Consider the following 19445-nt stretch of genomic DNA (forward strand, 5'->3'; position numbering starts at 1 on the left):
TGCACATTGCCGCTGTTCTGGCTAGAGAATGGGCAGCAATCGAAGATGCTTGGTTTTTGTGCATGCCTGACCTGACCAAATTGGCTTCCCTGCTGGATGTGGGCGGCGTGAAAATCCGCAATCGCGCCTTTCTGGCACCTATGTCGGGAATAACCGACGAACCGTTCCGACGGCGCGCCTACGCGCATGGCGCCGGACTGGTCGTGTCAGAGATGGTGGCGAGCGGCGAGCTTGCCAAGGGCAGGGTCGGCTGCGACCTGCGTATCCGTCACTCCGGGCTGCCCGTCCACATGGTCCAGCTTGCCGGCCGCGAGGCGGCGCACATGGCCGAAGGCGCGCGAATCGCTGCCGGCGAGGGCGCCGATATTATCGACATCAATATGGGCTGCCCGGCCAAGAAGGTGACAGGCGGCTATGCCGGCTCGGCGCTGATGCGCGGTCTCGACCACGCGCTGTCGCTGATCGAGGCGGTGATCGGTGCTGTCGAGGTGCCGGTCACGGTCAAGATGCGGCTCGGCTGGGACGAAAGCGCGCTCAACGCGCCTGTTCTGGCGCGCCGCGCCGAGCAGGCCGGCGTCAGGATGGTGACGGTGCATGGACGCACGCGCTGCCAGTTCTACCGAGGCAAGGCCGATTGGCGCGCCATCGCCCGCATAAAGCAGGCGGTGTCGATCCCGGTCGTTGCCAATGGCGATGTCGGCTCGCCAGCAGAGGCGGTGATGATCCTCGACCAGTCGGGGGCGGATGCGGTGATGATCGGCCGCGCGCACTATGGCGCGCCGTGGATGGCGGGCAGCATCGCGGCGGCTGCGGCGGGTGAAACGACCCCCCAGATCCCCGGAAGCCAGGAAGCACTGGCCGATTATATCGTTGCCCATTACGAGGACATGCTGACGCTCTATGGCATCGAAAGCGGCCTGCGCCAGGCGCGCAAGCATCTTGGCTGGTATCTCGACAGCCACGCCGCCGGCGCCGTCGATGAGCAGCGAAAGACCATCCTCACCTCCTTCGAGCCCGTCCGCGTCATTGCCGCGTTGCGCGAGGTGTTTTCAAGCGCTCACGAGGCGGTGAACCTGCGGAGCGCGGCATGAATGCCACCGTTGTACGAAGCACAGACATGGCGGACGCCGCCCACATCGTACTCAACACGATCCGCCGCCCAGTGATCATGGTCGATCCGGAGGGGTTCATCACCTTCGCCAATGCCGACGCCGAGGATTTCTTCCGCTCGAGCGCGACCATGCTCGCCCGCAACACGCTGTCCAAGCTCATTCCTTTCGGCAGCCCGCTGCTGACGCTTGTCGACCAGGTGCGCGAGCGCCGGGCGCCGGTCAACGAATACCGGGTCGACGTCTCGTCGCCGCGTCTCGGAATCGAGAAGGTCGTCGACCTTTATGTCGCGCCGGTGCCGGAATTTCCGGGCTCTGTCGTGGTGATGTTCCAGGAACGGTCGATGGCCGACAAGATCGACCGGCAAATGACGCATCGCGGTGCGGCGCGCTCGGTCACCGGCCTTGCCGCGATGCTCGCCCACGAGATCAAGAACCCGCTCTCCGGTATACGCGGTGCAGCGCAACTGCTCGAACTGTCGGCCTCCGACGAGGATCGCGCGCTGACGCGCCTGATAACCGACGAGACCGACCGCATCGTGTCGCTGGTCGATCGCATGGAGGTGTTTTCCGACGAGCGGCCGATCGACCGCTATCCGGTCAACATCCATGTGATCCTCGATCATGTGAAGGCGATTGCCAAGAACGGTTTTGCAAAGAGAATCAAGATATTGGAGGATTATGATCCATCATTGCCTCCGGTTTACGCCAACCGCGACCAACTCATCCAGGTGTTCCTGAACCTGGTCAAGAATGCCGCCGAGGCGATCGGCGGCGACCCGCAAGGCGAGATCATGCTGTCGACCGCCTTCCGACCGGGCATTCGTGTTTCCGTGCCGGGAACGCAGGACCGCGTATCGCTGCCGCTGGAATTCTGCGTGCGCGACAACGGCTCGGGCGTTTCCGAGGATATCCTGCCGATCCTGTTCGATCCATTCATCACCACCAAGCCGAACGGCTCAGGGCTCGGCCTGGCGCTGGTGGCGAAGATCGTCGGTGAGCATGGCGGCATCATCGAATGCGATTCGACGCCGCGCGGAACCACATTCCGCATCCTGATGCCGGCCTGGAAGGAAACGCCGTTCGGCGCCGATGACGATGGTGAAGGAGACCGCAAATGACGGTTCGCGGCAATATTCTCGTCGCCGACGACGATGCGGCCATCCGCACTGTCCTCAACCAGGCGCTTTCGCGCGTCGGCCATGAGGTGCGCGTTACATCGAACGCCTCGACGCTGTGGCGTTGGGTAGCGGCGGGCGAGGGCGACCTGGTCATCACCGATGTGGTGATGCCGGACGAGAACGCCTTCGACATGCTGCCGCGCATCAAGAAGGCGCGGCCGGAACTGCCCGTCATCGTCATGAGCGCCCAGAATACGTTCATGACCGCGATCCGCGCTTCCGAGACCGGCGCCTATGAATATCTGCCTAAGCCGTTCGACCTGACCGAACTTCTCAACATCGTCAACCGTGCGCTTTCCGAGCCGAGGCGACCGAAGATCGACTCGCGTGCGGACGAGCAGCCGGAAACGATGCCGCTGGTCGGCCGCTCGGCTGCCATGCAGGACATCTACCGCATGCTGGCGCGCATGATGCAGACCGACCTGACGGTAATGATCAGCGGCGAATCCGGAACGGGCAAGGAATTGGTGGCCCGTGCACTGCACGAATACGGCCGTCGTCGCGGCGGGCCTTTCGTGGCGATCAACATGGCGGCGATCCCGCGCGACCTGATCGAATCGGAACTGTTCGGGCACGAAAAGGGCGCCTTCACCGGCGCGCAGAACCGCTCTACCGGTCGCTTCGAACAGGCTGAAGGCGGCACGCTGTTCCTCGACGAGATCGGCGACATGCCGATGGAAGCGCAGACGCGCCTGCTGCGCGTGCTGCAGCAGGGCGAATACACCACGGTCGGCGGACGCACGCCGATCAAGACGGATGTGCGCATTGTCGCCGCCACCAACAAGGATTTGCGGACGCTGATCAATCAGGGGCTTTTCCGTGAAGACCTGTTCTACCGCCTGAATGTCGTGCCGCTGCGGCTGCCGGCGTTGCGCGAGCGATCCGAGGACATTCCGGATCTCGTGCGCCACTTCTTCAAGCTCGGCGCCAGCGAAGGCCTGCAAACCAAGCGCATTTCCACCGGCGGCATCGAGTTGATGAAGCGCTATCCATGGCCGGGCAACGTGCGCGAACTCGAAAACCTCATCCGCAGGCTTGCCGCGCTCTACTCTCAGGACGAAATCTCCGCCGAGATCATCGAGGCCGAACTGAAGACCGGCGAGCGGCCGGTCGTTCCGGGTGGTGGCACCCTCATTCCGGACGATCTGTCCATCGGCCAGGCGGTAGAGCATTTCCTGCAGCGCTATTTCGCATCGTTCGCCGGCGAATTGCCGCCGTCCGGCCTTTACCAGCGCATTTTGTCAGAGGTTGAGTATCCGCTGGTGCTGGCGTCGATGACGGCGACGCGCGGCAACCAGATCAAGGCCGCAGAACTGCTGGGGCTCAACCGCAACACGCTGCGCAAGAAAATCCGCGAACTCGGCGTCAACGTCTACAAATCGTCTAGGCAAGTGTAAGCCAGGTCGTTTTTCGCGGGGATCGATCGTCGAAAGATTTCCGTCTCGGTCACACTTGTTGCATAATCGCCACAATGCGTTGCATAGATCAACGCATCATTGGCTCCACGCGGCGACATGGCTCTGCAGGCTCCGACACTGAACGAACCGCTTTTCAGCAAACCCGGCGCAAGGGAAGGACGACGGCTGCTTGCGCTGCCCGGCGTGGTCGCGATCGCCGGTGCGCTGGTCACGGCGGCGATCTCCTTCGCCATCCTCGTCGGCGCGACGCCGATCACACCCAACGAGAGGACGACGCTGGCGCTCATTGCGCTTAACGCCGCGTTCGTCCTGTTCCTGATCGCGCTGGTCGGGCGCGAGGTGCATCGCATCGTCATGGCGCGCCGGCACGGCAAGGCGGCGTCGCGGCTGCATGTGCGCATCGTGGCGATGTTTGCGCTTGTCGCCGCAATTCCCGCCATCATGGTGGCGATCATCGCGTCGATCACGCTCGATATCGGCCTCGACCGCTGGTTCGAGATACGCACCAAGACGATCGTCAATTCGTCACTGTCGATTGCCGACGCCTATGTGCAGGAAAATGCGCGCAACCTCCAGGGCACGACGCTGTCGATGGCCTACGATCTCGACGCATCGCGCACGCTTTATGGCCTCGATCGAACCGGTTTCCTCGATCTCATGAACAAGGAGGCCGTGGGCCGGTCGCTGGCCCATGCCGCCTTGATCAAGCCTGACGGTTCGTTCGTCATGAGCGCCAAGACCGATGCGGACTTTGCCATGCCGGAGCCGCCGGAAGGCGCGGTGGCGAGTGCCGCCGACGGCAAGCCGGTGCTGATCGAGCCGCGAACCCGCAACATCATGGGCGCCATCGTCAAGCTGCGGGCGATCGAAGGGCTCTATCTCTACACCATCCGCCTCGTCGATCCCGAGGTGATCAAGGCGCGGCAGATCGTCAAATCCAACACCGACGAATATCGCGGCCTCGAAGACAATCGCCGAACCTCGCAGGTGGCCTTCGCGCTTCCCTATCTGTCGCTGACGCTTATCATCATTCTTTCCGCCATCTGGACCGGCATTGCGGTGGCCGACCGCCTGGTGCGGCCGATCCGCCAGCTGATCGGCGCGGCCGACGAGGTGGCGACCGGCAATCTCGACGTTGCCGTGCCCGTGCGGCCGTCCGACGGCGACGTCGCGTCGCTTGGCGATACCTTCAACAAGATGCTGCTGGAGCTGAAATCGCAGCGCAACGAGATCCTTTCCGCCAAGGACCTGATCGACGAGCGGCGGCGGTTTTCCGAAGCGGTGCTTGCGGGCGTTACCGCCGGCGTCATCGGCGTCGATCCCTACGGCATCGTCACCATCGTCAACCGGTCGGCCGAAACGATGCTGGCCATATCGGCCACGGCAGCGCTCGGGCAGAACCTGTCCGCCGTACTGCCGCATGTCGGCCGCGTCTTCGAGATCGGCCGCAAGTCGGGCAAGCCGGTCTATCGCGAGCAGGTGACCTTCTATCGCGCCGGCACCGAGCGCACCTTCAACGTGCAGATCACCATCGAGGCCGGCAACGATGGCTCAGAGGAAAAGTCATATGTCGTAACTGTCGACGACATCACCGACCTGGTCCAGGCGCAACGCTCCTCGGCGTGGGCCGACGTGGCGCGGCGCATCGCCCACGAGATCAAGAACCCGCTGACGCCGATCCAGCTTTCCGCCGAGCGTATCAAACGCCGTTACGGCAAGGTCATCACCGAAGACCGCGAAGTTTTCGATCAATGCACCGACACGATCATCCGGCAGGTCGAGGATATCGGCCGGATGGTCGACGAATTCTCTGCCTTCGCACGCATGCCCAAGCCCGAGATGAAGGCCATCGACCTGCGCGAATCGCTGCGCGAGGCCTCGTTCCTGGTCGAAGTAAGCCGTGCCGACATCACCTTCGAGCGCGTGTTCGGCAACGAACCGCTCAAGGGTACCTTCGACAACCGCCTGATGGCGCAGGCCTTCGGCAACGTCATCAAGAACGCAGCCGAGGCTATTGACGGACTTGATCAGAAAGACCGTTCGCACGGCACAATCCGGATTCAAGCCGGGCGCCAGAATGGCGCGATTCGAATCGACGTGATCGACAACGGCAGGGGTTTGCCACGCGAGAATCGGCAGCGGCTGCTCGAGCCTTACATGACAACGCGCGAGAAAGGGACCGGGCTTGGCCTCGCTATCGTCAAGAAGATCGTGGAGGACCATGGCGGGCGACTCGAATTGCACGACGCGCCGGCGGATTTCCACGGAGGGCGAGGTGCGATGATCAGCATCATCCTGCCGCCAGCGGCCATAGTCGCCCCGCCGCGCGGCGAAGGCAGGACGGAACACGAAAAAGAAACTGAAAAGGTCGGTAATGGCGTCTGACATTCTCATCGTCGATGACGAGGAAGACATCCGTGAACTTGTCGCCGGTATCCTGAGCGACGAAGGTCATGAAACCCGCACGGCATTCGATGCCGACAGTGCGCTGGCGGCGATCGCCGACCGGGCGCCGAGGCTGATTTTCCTCGACATCTGGCTGCAGGGCTCGCGCCTGGACGGTCTGGCATTGCTGGACGAGATCAAGACGATGCATCCGAGCCTGCCTGTGGTGATGATCTCCGGCCACGGCAATATCGAAACGGCGGTGTCCGCCATCCGCCGCGGCGCCTATGACTTCATCGAGAAGCCGTTCAAGGCCGACAGGCTGATCCTTATCGCCGAGCGGGCGCTCGAAACCTCGAAGCTGAGACGCGAGGTTTCGGATCTCAAGCTGCGCAGCGGCGAAACCTTCGACCTGATCGGCATGTCGTCGGCGATGAGCCAATTGCGCCAGACCATCGAGCGTGTCGCGCCGACCAACAGCCGCGTCATGATCATCGGCCCCTCGGGGTCGGGCAAGGAACTGGCGGCGCGCGCCATTCACGCGCTGTCGGCGCGCAAGAACGGACCGTTCGTTACGCTAAGCGCCGCCAACATCACCCCCGAGCGCATGGAGGTCGAGCTGTTCGGTACCGAATCCAACGGTGTCGAGCGCAAGGTCGGTGCGCTGGAGGAAGCCCATCGCGGCATTCTCTACATCGATGAAGTGGCCGACATGCCGCGCGAGACGCAGAACAAGATCCTGCGCGTGCTGGTCGAACAGCAGTTCGAGCGGGTAGGGGGCACCAAGCGGGTCAAGGTCGATGTCCGCATCATCTCGTCGACGGCGCAGAACCTCGAGGCGATGATCGCCGACGGTCGCTTCCGCGAAGATCTCTATCATCGCCTGGCGGTGGTTCCGGTGATGGTGCCGGGCTTGGCCGAGCGGCGGGAGGACATCCCCTATCTGGTCGATAATTTCATGAAGCAGATTGCGCGCCAGGCCGGCATCCGACCGCGCCGCATCGGCGACGACGCGCTGGCGGTGCTGCAGGCGCACAACTGGCCGGGCAACGTCCGCCAATTGCGCAACAACGTCGAGCGACTGATGATCCTGGCACGCGGCGACAATATCGATACGCCGATCACCGCCGATCTTCTGCCCGCAGAGATCGGCGACGTCATGCCGCGCACGCCAAATCAGTCCGACCAGCACATCATGGCGCTGCCGCTGCGCGAGGCGCGCGAGCAGTTCGAGAAGGACTATCTGATCGCCCAGATCAACCGTTTCGGCGGCAATATCTCGAAGACGGCCGAGTTCATCGGCATGGAGCGCTCCGCGCTTCACCGCAAGCTGAAATCGCTGGGCGTCTGACGGACGGACTGTTGTTGGTCCGACCGGTCCTGGCCCACGCGATTACCGGTTACGGCGGCCGCGGAATCGCATAAGAAAGCCGGGACTTCTCCAGGGGTAATCCATGCCGCGCATTGCCTATGTGAACGGGCGCTATGTCGCTCATGCCGACGCTTCCGTGCATATCGAGGATCGCGGCTACCAATTCGCCGACGGCGTCTACGAGGTCTGCGAGGTGGCGCGCGGCTTCGTCGTCGACATGCCGCGCCATCTGGGGCGGTTGAACCGTTCGCTGACCGAGTTGTCGATCGACTGGCCGGTGACGCGCGGCGTGTTGCCGCTCATCATGCGCGAGGTGGTGCGCCGCAACCATGTCCTCAACGGCCTGGTCTATCTCCAGGTGACGCGCGGCGTCGCTAGCCGCGACTTTTTTTTCCCGGCAGCTGGCACGAAGCCCTCGTTGGTGGTGACCGCGAGGAAGGCCGACCCCGCTGCTGCCGCAAAGAGGGCCGAGACCGGGATCAAGGTCATCACCGTGCCGGAGAATCGTTGGGATCGGGTCGACATCAAGAGCGTCGGACTGCTGCCCAATGTGCTCGCCAAGCAGAAGGCCAAGGAAGCCGGCGCCCAGGAAGCGTGGTTCGTCGATGCCGACGGCACCGTCAAGGAAGGTGGATCGTCGAACGCTTGGATCGTCACCAGGGACGGCGTGCTGGTGACCCGGCCGGCCGAGCACGGCATCCTGCGCGGCATCACCCGCACGACCCTGTTCGAGGTTGCGGCCAAGCTTGGCCTGAAGATCGAGGAGCGAGGGTTTTCGGTTGCCGAGGCCAAGGCGGCACGCGAGGCTTTTATCAGCTCCGCGACGACGATTGCCATGCCGATCGTGGCAATCGACGGGGTTCCCGTCGCCAATGGCCACCCGGGCTCGATAACACTTTCGTTGCGGCAAGCCTTTTTTGACGTTGCGGAAAAAAGTCCAGCCTGATAACCGCACAGGTGGAATGAACATCAATATATCTCGTTCTGCTTGTCGTTACTGACGACAAGAGGGTGTTTGCGCGCTTGACAGGTGCCGATTAATTTGGCGCATTGGCCTGCAAACCGAAGGGGATCGGCGAAAGACAAGAACAATGGCGGAACGATCGCAAAACCTTCAGGACCTGTTCCTGAATTCAGTTCGCAAGAGCAAGAACCCACTCACCATCTTCCTCATCAACGGCGTGAAGCTGACCGGCGTGGTCACCTCGTTCGACAATTTCTGTGTTCTGCTGCGGCGTGACGGCCATTCCCAGCTTGTCTACAAGCACGCCATTTCCACGATCATGCCGAGCCAGCCGGTTCAGATGTTCGATGGCGAGGAAAGCCAGGGCGCCTGATTGGCACGTGAGAAAGACGCGGACCGTCGCGTTCGTGGAAAACCAGTACACCAACCGGGGACCGAAGCCGAAGGTCCGACCCGGGCCGTCGTCATCGTGCCCGTGCTTACCCGCCAGCCGCGCGGCGACGACGACACCAGCCGTCCGCGCCTGACGCGTTCGGCCGAGGCCCGCCATGACGAGGCGGTTGGACTTGCCAGCGCCATCGACCTTGACCCGATCCATACGGCGGTGGTGACCGTCAATGATCCGCGCCCGGCGACGTTGCTCGGCAGCGGCAAGGTCGCCGAATTTGCCGAGATCGTCAGGGAACGCCAGGCGGAACTGGTGATTGTCGATCACCCGCTGACGCCGGTGCAGCAGCGCAATCTCGAAAAGGAGTTGAACGCCAAGGTGCTAGACCGCACCGGGCTGATCCTGGAGATCTTCGGCGAGCGCGCCCGGACCAAGGAAGGCACGCTGCAGGTCGATCTTGCGCACCTCAACTACCAGAAGGGCCGGCTCGTGCGGAGCTGGACCCACCTCGAGCGCCAGCGCGGCGGCGCCGGCTTCCTCGGCGGCCCCGGCGAAACGCAGATCGAATCGGACCGGCGTATTCTGCAGGACAAGATCAATAAGCTGAAGCACGAGCTGGAAACGGTGCGCCGCACCCGCGACCTGCACCGCGCCAAGCGCAAGAAGGTGCCGTTCCCGGTGGTGGCCATCGTCGGCTACACCAATGCGGGCAAGTCGACGCTGTTCAACAAGCTGACCGGAGCAGGCGTGCTGGCAGAGGACATGCTGTTTGCCACGCTCGATCCGACGCTGCGCCGCGTGCGCCTGCCGCACGGCACGCCGATCATCCTTTCGGACACGGTCGGCTTCATTTCGGACCTGCCGACGCATCTGGTCGCGGCCTTCCGGGCGACGCTGGAAGAGGTGGTCGAGGCCGACCTCGTCATCCATCTGCGCGATATCTCCGATCCCGATACGGCCGCGCAGGCCGAGGATGTCGAGCGCATCCTCGCTGACCTTGGCGTTGATGCCGGCGACAGCAAGCGCGTCATCGAAGTCTGGAACAAGATCGACCTGCTCGACGAAGGCAACAGGGCTCGGCTTCTTGCCGATGGCGCGGATGGCAACAAGACGCCGCCGATCGCCATATCCGCCGTCACCGGCGAAGGCATCGATGTGCTGAAGGCGGTCATCGAGACCAGGATGTCGGGCGAGCTGGAGGCGCTGACAGTGACGCTCAAGCCGGCTCAGCTCGGCCTCGTCGACTGGCTCTATCGCAATGGCGACGTCACCTCGCGCGCCGACAACGACGATGGTAGCGTGACCATCTCACTCAAGGCCACGCACAGCGCCCGAGAAGAGATCGAGAGCCGATTGCACCGTAAAAACAACGAGTAAGCCGGTTTACTTCGCGCCCTTGGCTTGCTCCCAGAGCGCTTCCATCTCGTCCAGCGTCGCCTTTTCGAGCGTGTTTCCGGACGCTTCCAGCGCCCGCTCGACATAGTGGAAGCGCGACCGGAATTTCTCGTTGGTGCCGCTGAGCGCCGCTTCGGAATCGAGCTTGAGGTGACGGCCGAGATTGACGACGGCAAACAGCATGTCGCCGAACTCGTCCTTGATCGGCGCGGTGTCGCCGTTGGCAAGGGCCTCGCGCAATTCGCCGATCTCTTCCTCGATCTTGTCGAGGATAGGTGCAGCCTCGCTCCAGTCGAAGCCGACCCGCGCAGCCTTCTCCTGAAGCTTGAGCGCCCGGGTCAGCGCGGGCAGGGCGACCGGCACGCTGTCGAGAAAACCTTTGCCGTGGTCCTCAGGGTCGTGGCCGCGGGCGAGGCGGGCGCTTCGCTTTTCCGCCTTCTCCTCTGCCTTGATCTTTTCCCACATGCCCTTGGCCATGCCGGCGCTACGCGCTTCTTCGTCGCCGAAGACGTGCGGATGACGGCGGATCATTTTTGTGGTGATGGCCTGGACCACGTCGCCGAAGGCAAATTCGCCGGCTTCCTCGGCCATTTGCGCATGGTAGACGACCTGCAGCAGGAGGTCGCCGAGCTCGTCGCGAAGATCGTCCAGATCGCCGCGCGCAATGGCGTCCGCCACCTCGTAGGCTTCCTCGATCGTGTAGGGCGCGATGGTCGAAAAGTCCTGCTCGATGTCCCACGGGCAGCCGGTTTCCGGCGCCCTCAGCGCTGCCATGATCTCGATCAGCCGGGAAATGTCTCTCGAAGGTTTCATCGGGCGAATGCTATCGTGCGTGCCACTACGCGGCCAATGCCGTCAGCTGGCGAGGGCGCATTGTCCACAGTTGCGCGGCCGTATCAGTCGAGCACGGAGACAATCGCCTTGGCGAGCGCGTCCATCCCGTCTTCCGGCAAGCCTGCGACATTGATGCGGCTGTCACCGACCATATAGACGCCGTGCTCGGCGCGCAGCCGCTCGACCTGCGCCTCAGACAGACCGAGGCGGGAAAACATGCCGCGATGGCTGGCGACGAAGTCGAAACGGTCGGAATTGGACTGCCGCCGCAGCGCCTCGGCGAACTGCACGCGAAGCCTGAGCATGCGTAGCCGCATCTCCTCGAGCTCTGATTCCCAGTCGGCGCGCAGAGTGGCATCTTCAAGCACGATGCGCACCGCGGCCGCGCCATGATCCGGCGGCATCGAATACATGGCGCGTGCAGCCGAGAGCATCTGGCTCATCGCCACATCCGCCTGGGCGCCGTCCTTGGCCAGGATCATCGCCGCGCCGACCCGGTCGCGATAGACGGCAAAGTTTTTCGAGCAGCTCGACGCAACCACCATTTCCGGAACCTTTGCGGCCAGCAGACGCAAGCCGGCAGCGTCGGCGTCGAGGCCTTCGCCAAAACCCTGATAGGCAATGTCGACAAAGGGCAGCAGGCCGCGCTCGACGACAAGATCGGCGACCGCTGCCCATTGCGCGGCATCCAGATTGGCGCCGGTCGGATTGTGGCAGCAGCCATGCAGCAGCACCACATCGCCGCTCTTTGCGGTTCGCAGCGCTACCAGCATGTCTTCGAATCGCACCGCGCCGGAGGCGGCATCGAAATAGGGATATTCACGTATCTGCAGACCGGCGGCGCGCATCACCGGCATATGGTTCGGCCATGTCGGGTCCGACAGCCAGATCGTGGCGTCGGAGCGTGTCCTTTTCAGCAGTTCGCCCACCAGCCGCAGCGCACCGGAGCCGCCAGGCGCCTGCGCCGCGCGAATGCGCGAGAGCTCTGCTTTTGGCCCGAAGACGAGCTTTGTTATCGCGGCATTGAAGGCAGTGTCGCCGGCAAGGCCGAGATAGGTCTTGGTATCCTGGCCTTGCAGCAGACGCTTTTCTGCTTCGCGCATGGCGCGCATGACCGGCGTCGTGCCGTCGCGATCCTTGTAGACGCCAACGCCGAGATCGACCTTGTCGGGCCGCGGATCGGCGCGATAGAGGCCGATCAGAGCGAGGATCTTGTCGGCGGGGGCAGGCTGAAGGGTTTCGAACATCGATATGGTTCCGTTGGCGGCGGAGTGATACGCAAATCAGCCGTGCAGCGCCAGCGGTTTCATCTGCATCAGGCCGAAAGCCATTAGCATGGCGACGGCTCCCAACCCAATTTGAACCGAGCCTGATCGACGTTCCGCGCTTTCAGGATGGCCCTGCGTCGCAGACAGGCAAGGTTTTGTTACATAAATACAGTGCCGAGCCGACCTGCGTACTCATTGAGATGCTCAGCAACTCGTGCGTTTCCCATCGAAGATAACGCTGGTTCCGCCCAACTGATTGTAATCAATGAAATCCGCCCCGGGACGGCTAGCTTGGATCAGGTTTTCCGTGCCATTCGCCCGACTGGAATCCGAAGCCAATAGATGGAGGCGAAAAATTCTTGAAACCAAGGCGTGGCTCATCGCACATCTCATCGAATTCGCCGAGCGACACGGTCCGGCGGCAGTCAGCCTCCGTCGCATATGGATGACCCGAAACGTTGATCAGTTTGCCACTTTGCGAACACCCAGTTATCGTGATGGATGCGGCCATCGCGAGTATTAACACGTTCTGTTTAAGTACTCCATTTCCAACCTGCATCTCACTGACCCTTCTTGGCGGCGCTGAAGTGCCGAACACAAACACCTATTTGATTTCATAGACTTACTTGCTATTTTCCACTAGCGATGCGAAACTTGCTAATTGTATTTTGGTTGTTGTCCAAAATGTCGGTGCGCATATCATTTTTATAGCCCGACGGACGCTAACAACGCATTATTAACCATCATCATCCTGAAATTCATTGACTAGGATCAATGGATTCATTGTTGAACGCGGGTAGGTGCCGACAACGGCTGAGATCGCTCGATCTGCCGCAACTGTCAGAAAGCAAAGCTAGTTAGGATAGACAAGGATGGTGTGATGAACCACGAATTGCAGCAGGAGACGATCGGCATCCTTGCCGGAACCCTGGATAGCATGCGACACCATTGGCTCGTTCGCACGACCGTCGACGCGTGACGCCACGCCACAAAAGGTCCACGATGAAACAGAATGCGCATCGCGATCCTGTCTGACGTCCATGCCAATCGCGAGGCGTTCGACGTCGTTTTGGAGGCTGCTCGCGAGCGCGGAACGGACCAGCTGGTATTGCTCGGCGATCTGGTCGGCTATGGGCCTGATCCTGTCTATGTGGTCGAGAAGGCCGCCGATCTGGTAGATCAGGGCGCGCTTTGCATCATGGGCAACCACGACGAGGCGGTAGCGCTGAACCGGGGCGACATGACGGAGAATGCGCGGGTCGCTTCACGGTGGACCCGCGAACGCCTCGCCCCGGTGCATGTCGATTTCCTGGCGCGGCTGCCGCTTTCGCTCCAATCAGAGGACCGGCTGTACGTGCATGCCAGTGCGGAGCGGCCGGGAAAATGGTTGTACATACGCGACGTGGACGCGGCAGATCGCTGCCTGTCTTCAAGCAAGTCTCGCTTCATTTTCTGCGGCCATACCCACATCCCGGCTCTCTACTACGCCTTGCCGGGTCGCCGACCGATCTACTTTAAGCCGCTGGACAATGTGGCGGTGCCCTTTTCCATATTGAGCCGGCATCTTGTTATCGTCGGCGCGGTTGGCCAGCCGCGTGACGGCAATCCAGCAGCCTGCTTCGCCCTTGTCGACACGGAGCGGCACGAGGTCTCGATGATCCGTGTGCCTTATGACCACGAGGAGACGGCGCGCAAGATCGCAGCCTTTGGCCTGCCCGCGTGGCTAGGAATGCGATTGAAAATCGGCCGCTAAGGAGACGCGATCAGTGCAACGCTTTGAGCCAGGGGCAATCATTGACGGTTTCGAGTTGGTCGAAAAGCTGCCGTCAGGGGGCATGGCCGAACTCTGGCGCGCAACCAGCCAGCAGTTCGATTTCCCGCTTGTGCTGAAATTTCCTTTTCTCGATCCGGGTGGGGATGTTTCCGTCATTCTCGGCTTTGAGATGGAAGAGCTGATCCTCAAGCGCCTGTCGGGACCACATGTCCCGCGTTTCGCGGCGTCCGGCAGCCTGGCGAGGATTCCCTACATAGCGATGGAGTTCGTTGCTGGTCGGAGCTTGGCGGGTGTGATCCGCGATGCGCCGCAGGCGCCTGACGAGGTAGCAAGGATCGGAGCCGAAATCGCGAAGGCACTCGCCGCCCTGCATCGTCAAAAGGTGGTCCACCTCGATCTCAAGCCCGAGAATGTCATTCTTGCCGAGCGGGCCGCCGTGCTCCTCGATTTCGGACTCGCCCGGCACGCGGAGCTTCCTGATCTTCTCGGCGCGGAAAGCTCGGTGCCGATGGGTAGCGCCGCCTATATCTCGCCGGAACAGGTGCTTGGGGAAAGGGGCGATCCCGCAAGCGATCTGTTTGCGCTGGGTTGCATCCTTTACAAGTTGGCAACGGGAGAAGAGCCGTTCGGGCGGCCAGCGACTTTCGCGGGGATGAAGCGGAGGCTCTATCATGCTCCCAAGGCGCCGCGAGAGATAAACGGCGCCATTCCGCGGTGGCTGGAGGCGATCATTCTGCGGTGCATGGAAGTGGACAGGTCTGATCGATATGTCGACGCTGCACACGTTCTCTCCGATCTAAGGAATCCCGATCAGGTCGTGGTGACCAGGCGGCACCGGGTAGGGCACACGGGAGCGTGGGCCGCGATCAGGAATCTGTTCCGCAAGCCGGATGACAAGTCGCTTGTGGGAAGATCGAAAAGTTCAAAGCTTGAGGCCGGGCCATCGATCGTTCTTGCGGCTGTCGACCTGGCCAACGGAAGTGATGCGCTGGCAAGCGAGGTTCTGAATGAAACCGCGCATGTCCTTGCGTCGCGGGAAGATTCCTGGCTAGCCTGCGTGACCGTTCTGAAGACCGAGATCATTGGCGATGCTCCGACGGCGGATGAATCGGGACGCTCGGCCTATCTGAAGCGGCTCGTTGCGCTCAAGGACTGGGCGCGTCCGCTTCACCTCCCGGAGGACCGCATCAGCTATCATGTGCTGGAGGCTGTCAGCCCCGCCGACGCGATCCTCAACTATGCGGAGCACAACGATGTCGGACACATCGTCGTCGGCGCTCGAGCGTCTTCGGCCATTCGCCGGCACCTCGGCAGTGTCTCAACCAAAGTCGTGGCGCGGGCCCTTTGCTCGGTTTCGGTCGTGCGATTGAAAGCGATCGAGGAACAAAAGCGATAGCGAACCGGAATTGACTGTCGGCTTGGTCTCAGCCGTCCGCGGATTCATATGAGAGAGGCAGGGATTCAGATGGGAGAGGAATCGTCAGCTGCTGACATTTCCGCCCATCCGAAAGTCGCATAACCGATGGAACCAGATCGCAGCCTTGCCATGGAGCTGGCGCGGAAGGCGGTAGCGCTCGATCCCAACGATGCCGGCTGCCGCTGGGCCCTGGCTAACCTGCTTGCATATGAGCATCTGTGGAGCGAAACGCGCATTTCTATATAGCTGCTACGTCAGAAAGTCGCATAAGATAGATTATGGAACTGATGGATACTGTAGCTGGGCGGAATTCCATAACGCTGTCAGAGGCTTGCCTCTATTGCCAGCAAGCGCCGACACCGACGTAAGGCTGGCGTACCGGACTTCAGGCCGCGAGCTTTGCCACGACAGCCTGCGCTGCCTTGGCCCTGCATGTGGCGGTTGCGGCGAATACAGCGTCATGTGCGCCGGCTGCCGCCCGGACGGGGTCGAAGCCGAGCAGCGTTTCGTCGGCAAGACCGGGATCGCGATCAGATGGCCAATCAGTAACGCCACCAATGGCGAAGCCGTTCTCGTCGCGGATCTGCCGCGAGTCGGCGCGCTTCAGCGGCTCACCGGTCAGTGCGGCAGCCCAGGCGAAATCGGCTGATTGGAGCCGGAAGCCAGCTTCCAGCCACGATAAACTGTGTCTATCATGCTAACCCATAAGGGATTTCTATCGTCATGCCGTCATAGGCCGGTTCGACGTTGGCCGGCGTCTCGGCCATCACCGTAGCGTAGTCGAGCGGCACATGCATATGCGTCAGCACGGCGTTTTTCGGCGCCAGTTTTTCGATCCAGCCGAGGGCCTGGCCGAGTGACAGGTGGCTCGGATGCGTCCTGTATTGCAAGGCATCGATAACCAGCACCTCCAGTCCACGCAGGCGCTCGGCGGTGGCGCTTGGGAAATCGCTTATGTCAGGACAGTAGGCGAGCCCGCCGATACGAAAACCAAGCGATATAATGTCGCCATGGATCTGCGGCAGCGGCTCGAGGGCGAGGGCACCGCCCTCGCCCTCGATCACCACCGGTCTAGCATGGTCGATGATATGCGGCTCGACGATGGGCGGATAAGAACTGCCTTGCGGCGTCTCGAAACAATAGCCGAATGCCTCTCGCAGCCGCAGCATGGTGGGCCGGTCGGCATGGATATCGATCAGCTGACGCTGTTCGAGCACGAAGCCGCGCAAATCGTCGATGCCGTGGATATGATCGGCATGCGGATGCGTATAGACGACCGCATCGACATGCCTGACCGATGCCAGCAGCATCTGCTCGCGGAAATCCGGCCCGGTGTCGATGACGACGGTGGTCCGGGCGCCGTTCGCCGCGATCCGTTCGACGAGCGCGGCGGTGCGCATGCGCCGGTTCCGCGGATTGGCCGGATCACAATTGCCCCAGTCGCCGGTGATGCGCGGCGTGCCGGGCGATGAGCCGCAGCCGAGAATGGTGAGGCGCAGCCGGTCGCTCATGCTTCAGGCGCCCGGCGCGCTCGGGCGCGGCATTTTCCTGAACAATCTGAAGAAATTGTCGGTGGTGATCGCCGCAACCTCGGCCTCGCTAACGCCGATCGTCTCAGCCAGCACCTTGGCGGTATGCGCGACATAGGCGGGCTCGTTGCGCTTGCCGCGAAACGGGATCGGCGCCAGGTACGGCGCGTCGGTTTCGACCAGCAGGCGGTCGTGCGGCACATCGGTCGCGATGGCGCGCAGCTCGGCCGAATTCTTGAAGGTCAGGATGCCAGAGAAGGAAACGTAGCCGCCAAGCGCCACGCCCACTTCGGCCAGCCTGCGTCCCGACGAAAAACAGTGCAGGATGAAGGGGAAGGCGCCCTTCCCTGTTTCGTCCTTAAGGATATCGGCCATGTCGTCGTCGGCGTCGCGCGAATGAATGACCAGCGGCAAGCCGGTTTCGCGGGCAGCGGTGATGTGGGTGCGAAAGCCTTGCGCCTGCGCATCGCGCGGTGCGTGATCATAGAAATAATCGAGTCCGGCCTCACCGATCGCCACCACTTTCGGATGAGCGGCCAGCCGGACAAGATCGTCAGCCGTCACATCAAGCTCTTCGGCCGCGTTGTGCGGATGGGTGCCGACAGAGCAATAGACTTCGTCGAAAGCCTCTGCGATCTCAAGCACTTGTGGAAACCGCTTCACACGTGTCGAGATGGTCACCATGCGGCCAATTCCAGCCGCCGTTGCGCGGGCAACGATCGCCGCCCGCTCCTCGGCGAAATCCGGAAAGTCGAGATGGCAGTGACTGTCGACCAGCATCAGGCGATTGTATCCGTTGGCTCGACATAGCGCGGAAACACCGGTTGCGGTGTCGGCAGTTCCGTGCCTGAAACCATCGCGTGGCTTTCGGCGACATGCGCGAAATCGCGGCTGTCAGCCGGCACCGCCAACAGGTCGAGCAGCTTCGCCGCCGAGGTCGGGACGACGGGCTGGCAAAGGATCGCCACACGCCGGATTGTTTCGGCCGTGGTCCACAGCACGGTTTCCATGCGCGCCGGATCGGTCTTCTTCAGCGCCCACGGCTCCTGCCCCGCGAAATAGCGGTTGGCTTCCGCCACCACGCCAAAGATCGCCGCCAACGCCAGATGGATGCCCTGCTCCGCCATCGCCTTGCGCGCGGTGACCAGGGCAGCACTTGCCTGGTCGAGGATCGCCTTGTCGGCATCGCTCAATTCGCCGCGCCTGGGCACCACGCCGTCGCAGTTCTTGGCGATCATCGACAGCGAGCGTTGCGCCAAATTGCCGAGGTCGTTGGCGAGATCGGCATTGGTGCGGTTGACGATCGCTTCATGGCTGTAGCTGCCATCCTGCCCGAACGGCACTTCGCGCATGAAGAAATAGCGCACCTGGTCGAGGCCGTAGTGCTCGATCATCACGAACGGGTCGACGACATTGCCGACCGATTTCGACATTTTCTCGCCGCGGTTGAACAGGAAGCCGTGGCCGAAGACGCGGCCCGGCAATTCGATTCCTGCCGACATCAGGAAGGCAGGCCAGTAGATGGCGTGGAAGCGCACAATGTCCTTGCCAATGATGTGCGCGTTCGCTGGCCAGAAGCGCCAATTGTCAGCGTTCTCATCGGGATATCCGGCAGCGGTGATGTAGTTGGTCAAAGCGTCGACCCAGACATACATCACATGCTTCTCGTCGCCCGGCACTGGAACACCCCAGTCGAACGTGGTGCGCGAGATCGACAGATCCTTCAGTCCCGATTTGACGAAGCTGACCACCTCGTTGCGCCGTTCGGCCGGGCCGATGAAGTCGGGCTGGCTTTCATAAAGTGCCAGGAGCTTGTCCTGATAGGCCGACAGCCGGAAGAAATAGCTTTCTTCCTCAACCCATTCGACCGGCGTTCCCTGCGGACCGTAACGGAGATTGTCGGCGCGGAGCTCAGTCTCCTCTTCGCCGTAATAGGCTTCGTCGCGTACCGAATACCAGCCGGCATAACCGCCCTTGTAGATGTCGCCATTGGCAGCCATCGCCTTCCAGATCGCCTGAGAGGCTGCGTAGTGCCGCTTTTCGGTGGTGCGGATGAAATCGTCATTGGAAGCATTAAGCGCAACGGCCATCCGCTGGAAGTCGGCTGAATTGCGGTCCGCCAGTTCACGCGGCGAAACGCCTTCCTTCTTCGCCGTCTGCAGCATCTTGATGCCGTGCTCATCGGTGCCAGTGAGAAAGAAGACGTCCTTGCCGTCCAGCCGCTGGAAGCGGGCGAGGACGTCGGTCGCGATCAGCTCATAGGCATGGCCGATATGCGGCTTGCCGTTCGGATAGGAAATCGCGGTCGTAATGTAGAATTTGTCGCGTGACATGGATGAACCGTCATGAATGTCTGAATGGAAGGCGTGGCGGTGGATATCGCATCGAGGCGGCGATTGCCATCCCGAGGC

At 62.0% G+C, this 19445-nt stretch carries 16 protein-coding genes; 11 read left to right on the forward strand and 5 right to left on the reverse strand.

Going from position 1 to position 19445, the window contains the following annotated elements; translation table 11 throughout:
* Nucleotides 1–62 precede the first annotated feature (62 nt).
* The 8 genes from dusB to hflX all read left to right on the forward strand — a co-directional run bounded on the left by dusB (nucleotide 63) and on the right by hflX (nucleotide 10194).
* Nucleotides 63–1091, forward strand: a complete 1029-nt coding sequence (dusB, locus tag EN859_RS00625; protein ID WP_127851912.1) for a tRNA dihydrouridine synthase DusB — start codon at nucleotides 63–65, stop codon at nucleotides 1089–1091.
* Nucleotides 1088–2230 (forward strand): nitrogen regulation protein NR(II), encoded by a 1143-nt coding sequence (locus tag EN859_RS00630; protein ID WP_127851913.1) that lies wholly within the window; start codon nucleotides 1088–1090, stop codon nucleotides 2228–2230. The genes dusB and EN859_RS00630 overlap by 4 nt, the downstream gene beginning before the upstream one ends.
* Nucleotides 2227–3687 (forward strand): nitrogen regulation protein NR(I), encoded by a 1461-nt coding sequence (gene ntrC / locus EN859_RS00635; RefSeq protein WP_127851914.1) that lies wholly within the window; start codon nucleotides 2227–2229, stop codon nucleotides 3685–3687. Before EN859_RS00630 ends, ntrC begins: the two co-directional genes overlap by 4 nt.
* A gap of 117 nt (nucleotides 3688–3804) precedes the next feature.
* A complete protein-coding gene (locus EN859_RS00640) occupies nucleotides 3805–6093 on the forward strand; it encodes a PAS domain-containing sensor histidine kinase (RefSeq protein ID WP_189501594.1) in 2289 nt (762 codons plus the stop codon).
* Nucleotides 6083–7444 (forward strand): sigma-54 dependent transcriptional regulator, encoded by a 1362-nt coding sequence (locus EN859_RS00645; protein ID WP_127851916.1) that lies wholly within the window; start codon nucleotides 6083–6085, stop codon nucleotides 7442–7444. The genes EN859_RS00640 and EN859_RS00645 overlap by 11 nt, the downstream gene beginning before the upstream one ends.
* Nucleotides 7445–7547: 103 nt before the next feature.
* Nucleotides 7548–8411 carry a D-amino-acid transaminase gene (locus EN859_RS00650; protein WP_127851917.1) on the forward strand — a complete coding sequence of 288 codons (864 nt, stop codon included), beginning with the start codon at nucleotides 7548–7550 and terminating at the stop codon, nucleotides 8409–8411.
* A 145-nt stretch (nucleotides 8412–8556) separates the two neighbouring features.
* The gene (gene hfq / locus EN859_RS00655) at nucleotides 8557–8802 is read left to right on the forward strand and encodes an RNA chaperone Hfq (protein WP_006202172.1); all 246 of its coding nucleotides are present in this window, start codon (nucleotides 8557–8559) and stop codon (nucleotides 8800–8802) included.
* The gene (gene hflX / locus EN859_RS00660; protein WP_127851918.1) at nucleotides 8803–10194 is read left to right on the forward strand and encodes a GTPase HflX; all 1392 of its coding nucleotides are present in this window, start codon (nucleotides 8803–8805) and stop codon (nucleotides 10192–10194) included.
* A 6-nt stretch (nucleotides 10195–10200) separates the two neighbouring features.
* Here hflX and mazG read toward each other — a convergent pair whose 3' ends face one another.
* Entirely contained in the window at nucleotides 10201–11025 is an 825-nt protein-coding gene (gene mazG, locus EN859_RS00665) for a nucleoside triphosphate pyrophosphohydrolase (protein ID WP_127851919.1), read from the reverse strand.
* An 83-nt stretch (nucleotides 11026–11108) separates the two neighbouring features.
* Nucleotides 11109–12293 (reverse strand): amino acid aminotransferase, encoded by a 1185-nt coding sequence (locus EN859_RS00670; protein ID WP_127851920.1) that lies wholly within the window; start codon nucleotides 12291–12293, stop codon nucleotides 11109–11111.
* A gap of 1033 nt (nucleotides 12294–13326) precedes the next feature.
* On the opposite strand from EN859_RS00670, the gene EN859_RS00675 reads away from it, so the two are divergent.
* The 3 genes from EN859_RS00675 (at nucleotide 13327) to EN859_RS00685 (ending at nucleotide 16154) form a co-directional block, all read left to right on the forward strand.
* The gene (locus EN859_RS00675; protein ID WP_127851921.1) at nucleotides 13327–14067 is read left to right on the forward strand and encodes a metallophosphoesterase family protein; all 741 of its coding nucleotides are present in this window, start codon (nucleotides 13327–13329) and stop codon (nucleotides 14065–14067) included.
* Nucleotides 14068–14080: 13 nt separating this feature from the next.
* Nucleotides 14081–15484: a bifunctional serine/threonine-protein kinase/universal stress protein gene (locus EN859_RS00680; protein WP_127851922.1), complete on the forward strand. Its 1404-nt coding sequence runs from the start codon at nucleotides 14081–14083 to the stop codon at nucleotides 15482–15484.
* A gap of 481 nt (nucleotides 15485–15965) precedes the next feature.
* On the forward strand, nucleotides 15966–16154 hold the full coding sequence (locus EN859_RS00685; RefSeq protein WP_127851923.1) for a hypothetical protein: 189 nt from the start codon (nucleotides 15966–15968) through the stop codon (nucleotides 16152–16154).
* 43 nt (nucleotides 16155–16197) lie between these two features.
* On the opposite strand, the gene EN859_RS00690 is transcribed toward EN859_RS00685, so the two are convergent.
* Genes EN859_RS00690 through metG form a run of 3 tightly spaced genes read right to left on the reverse strand, consistent with a single transcriptional unit; the run spans nucleotide 16198 to nucleotide 19367 of the window.
* Nucleotides 16198–17016: an MBL fold metallo-hydrolase gene (locus EN859_RS00690; protein WP_127851924.1), complete on the reverse strand. Its 819-nt coding sequence runs from the start codon at nucleotides 17014–17016 to the stop codon at nucleotides 16198–16200.
* Between the two features lie 3 nt (nucleotides 17017–17019).
* Entirely contained in the window at nucleotides 17020–17814 is a 795-nt protein-coding gene (locus EN859_RS00695) for a TatD family hydrolase (protein WP_127851925.1), read from the reverse strand.
* Nucleotides 17814–19367, reverse strand: coding sequence for a methionine--tRNA ligase (gene metG, locus EN859_RS00700; protein ID WP_127851926.1), 1554 nt, complete (start codon nucleotides 19365–19367; stop codon nucleotides 17814–17816). The genes EN859_RS00695 and metG overlap by 1 nt, the downstream gene beginning before the upstream one ends.
* Between the last annotated feature and the right edge of the window lie 78 nt (nucleotides 19368–19445).

It is taken from the genome of Mesorhizobium sp. M00.F.Ca.ET.216.01.1.1 (assembly GCF_004010325.2).
Classification (GTDB): domain Bacteria; phylum Pseudomonadota; class Alphaproteobacteria; order Rhizobiales; family Rhizobiaceae; genus Mesorhizobium.

What these genes read in the sequence shown, in the direction of transcription:
- dusB (WP_127851912.1), top strand. Translation starts at nt 63, where the DNA reads ATGCCTGACCTGACCAAATTGGCTTCCCTGCTGGATGTGGGCGGCGTG.
- EN859_RS00630 (WP_127851913.1), top strand. Translation starts at nt 1,088, where the DNA reads ATGAATGCCACCGTTGTACGAAGCACAGACATGGCGGACGCCGCCCAC.
- ntrC (WP_127851914.1), top strand. Translation starts at nt 2,227, where the DNA reads ATGACGGTTCGCGGCAATATTCTCGTCGCCGACGACGATGCGGCCATC.
- EN859_RS00640 (WP_189501594.1), top strand. Translation starts at nt 3,805, where the DNA reads ATGGCTCTGCAGGCTCCGACACTGAACGAACCGCTTTTCAGCAAACCC.
- EN859_RS00645 (WP_127851916.1), top strand. Translation starts at nt 6,083, where the DNA reads ATGGCGTCTGACATTCTCATCGTCGATGACGAGGAAGACATCCGTGAA.
- EN859_RS00650 (WP_127851917.1), top strand. Translation starts at nt 7,548, where the DNA reads ATGCCGCGCATTGCCTATGTGAACGGGCGCTATGTCGCTCATGCCGAC.
- hfq (WP_006202172.1), top strand. Translation starts at nt 8,557, where the DNA reads ATGGCGGAACGATCGCAAAACCTTCAGGACCTGTTCCTGAATTCAGTT.
- mazG (WP_127851919.1), bottom strand. Translation starts at nt 11,025, where the DNA reads ATGAAACCTTCGAGAGACATTTCCCGGCTGATCGAGATCATGGCAGCG.
- EN859_RS00670 (WP_127851920.1), bottom strand. Translation starts at nt 12,293, where the DNA reads ATGTTCGAAACCCTTCAGCCTGCCCCCGCCGACAAGATCCTCGCTCTG.
- EN859_RS00675 (WP_127851921.1), top strand. Translation starts at nt 13,327, where the DNA reads ATGCGCATCGCGATCCTGTCTGACGTCCATGCCAATCGCGAGGCGTTC.
- EN859_RS00685 (WP_127851923.1), top strand. Translation starts at nt 15,966, where the DNA reads ATGTGCGCCGGCTGCCGCCCGGACGGGGTCGAAGCCGAGCAGCGTTTC.
- EN859_RS00690 (WP_127851924.1), bottom strand. Translation starts at nt 17,016, where the DNA reads ATGAGCGACCGGCTGCGCCTCACCATTCTCGGCTGCGGCTCATCGCCC.
- EN859_RS00695 (WP_127851925.1), bottom strand. Translation starts at nt 17,814, where the DNA reads ATGCTGGTCGACAGTCACTGCCATCTCGACTTTCCGGATTTCGCCGAG.
- metG (WP_127851926.1), bottom strand. Translation starts at nt 19,367, where the DNA reads ATGTCACGCGACAAATTCTACATTACGACCGCGATTTCCTATCCGAAC.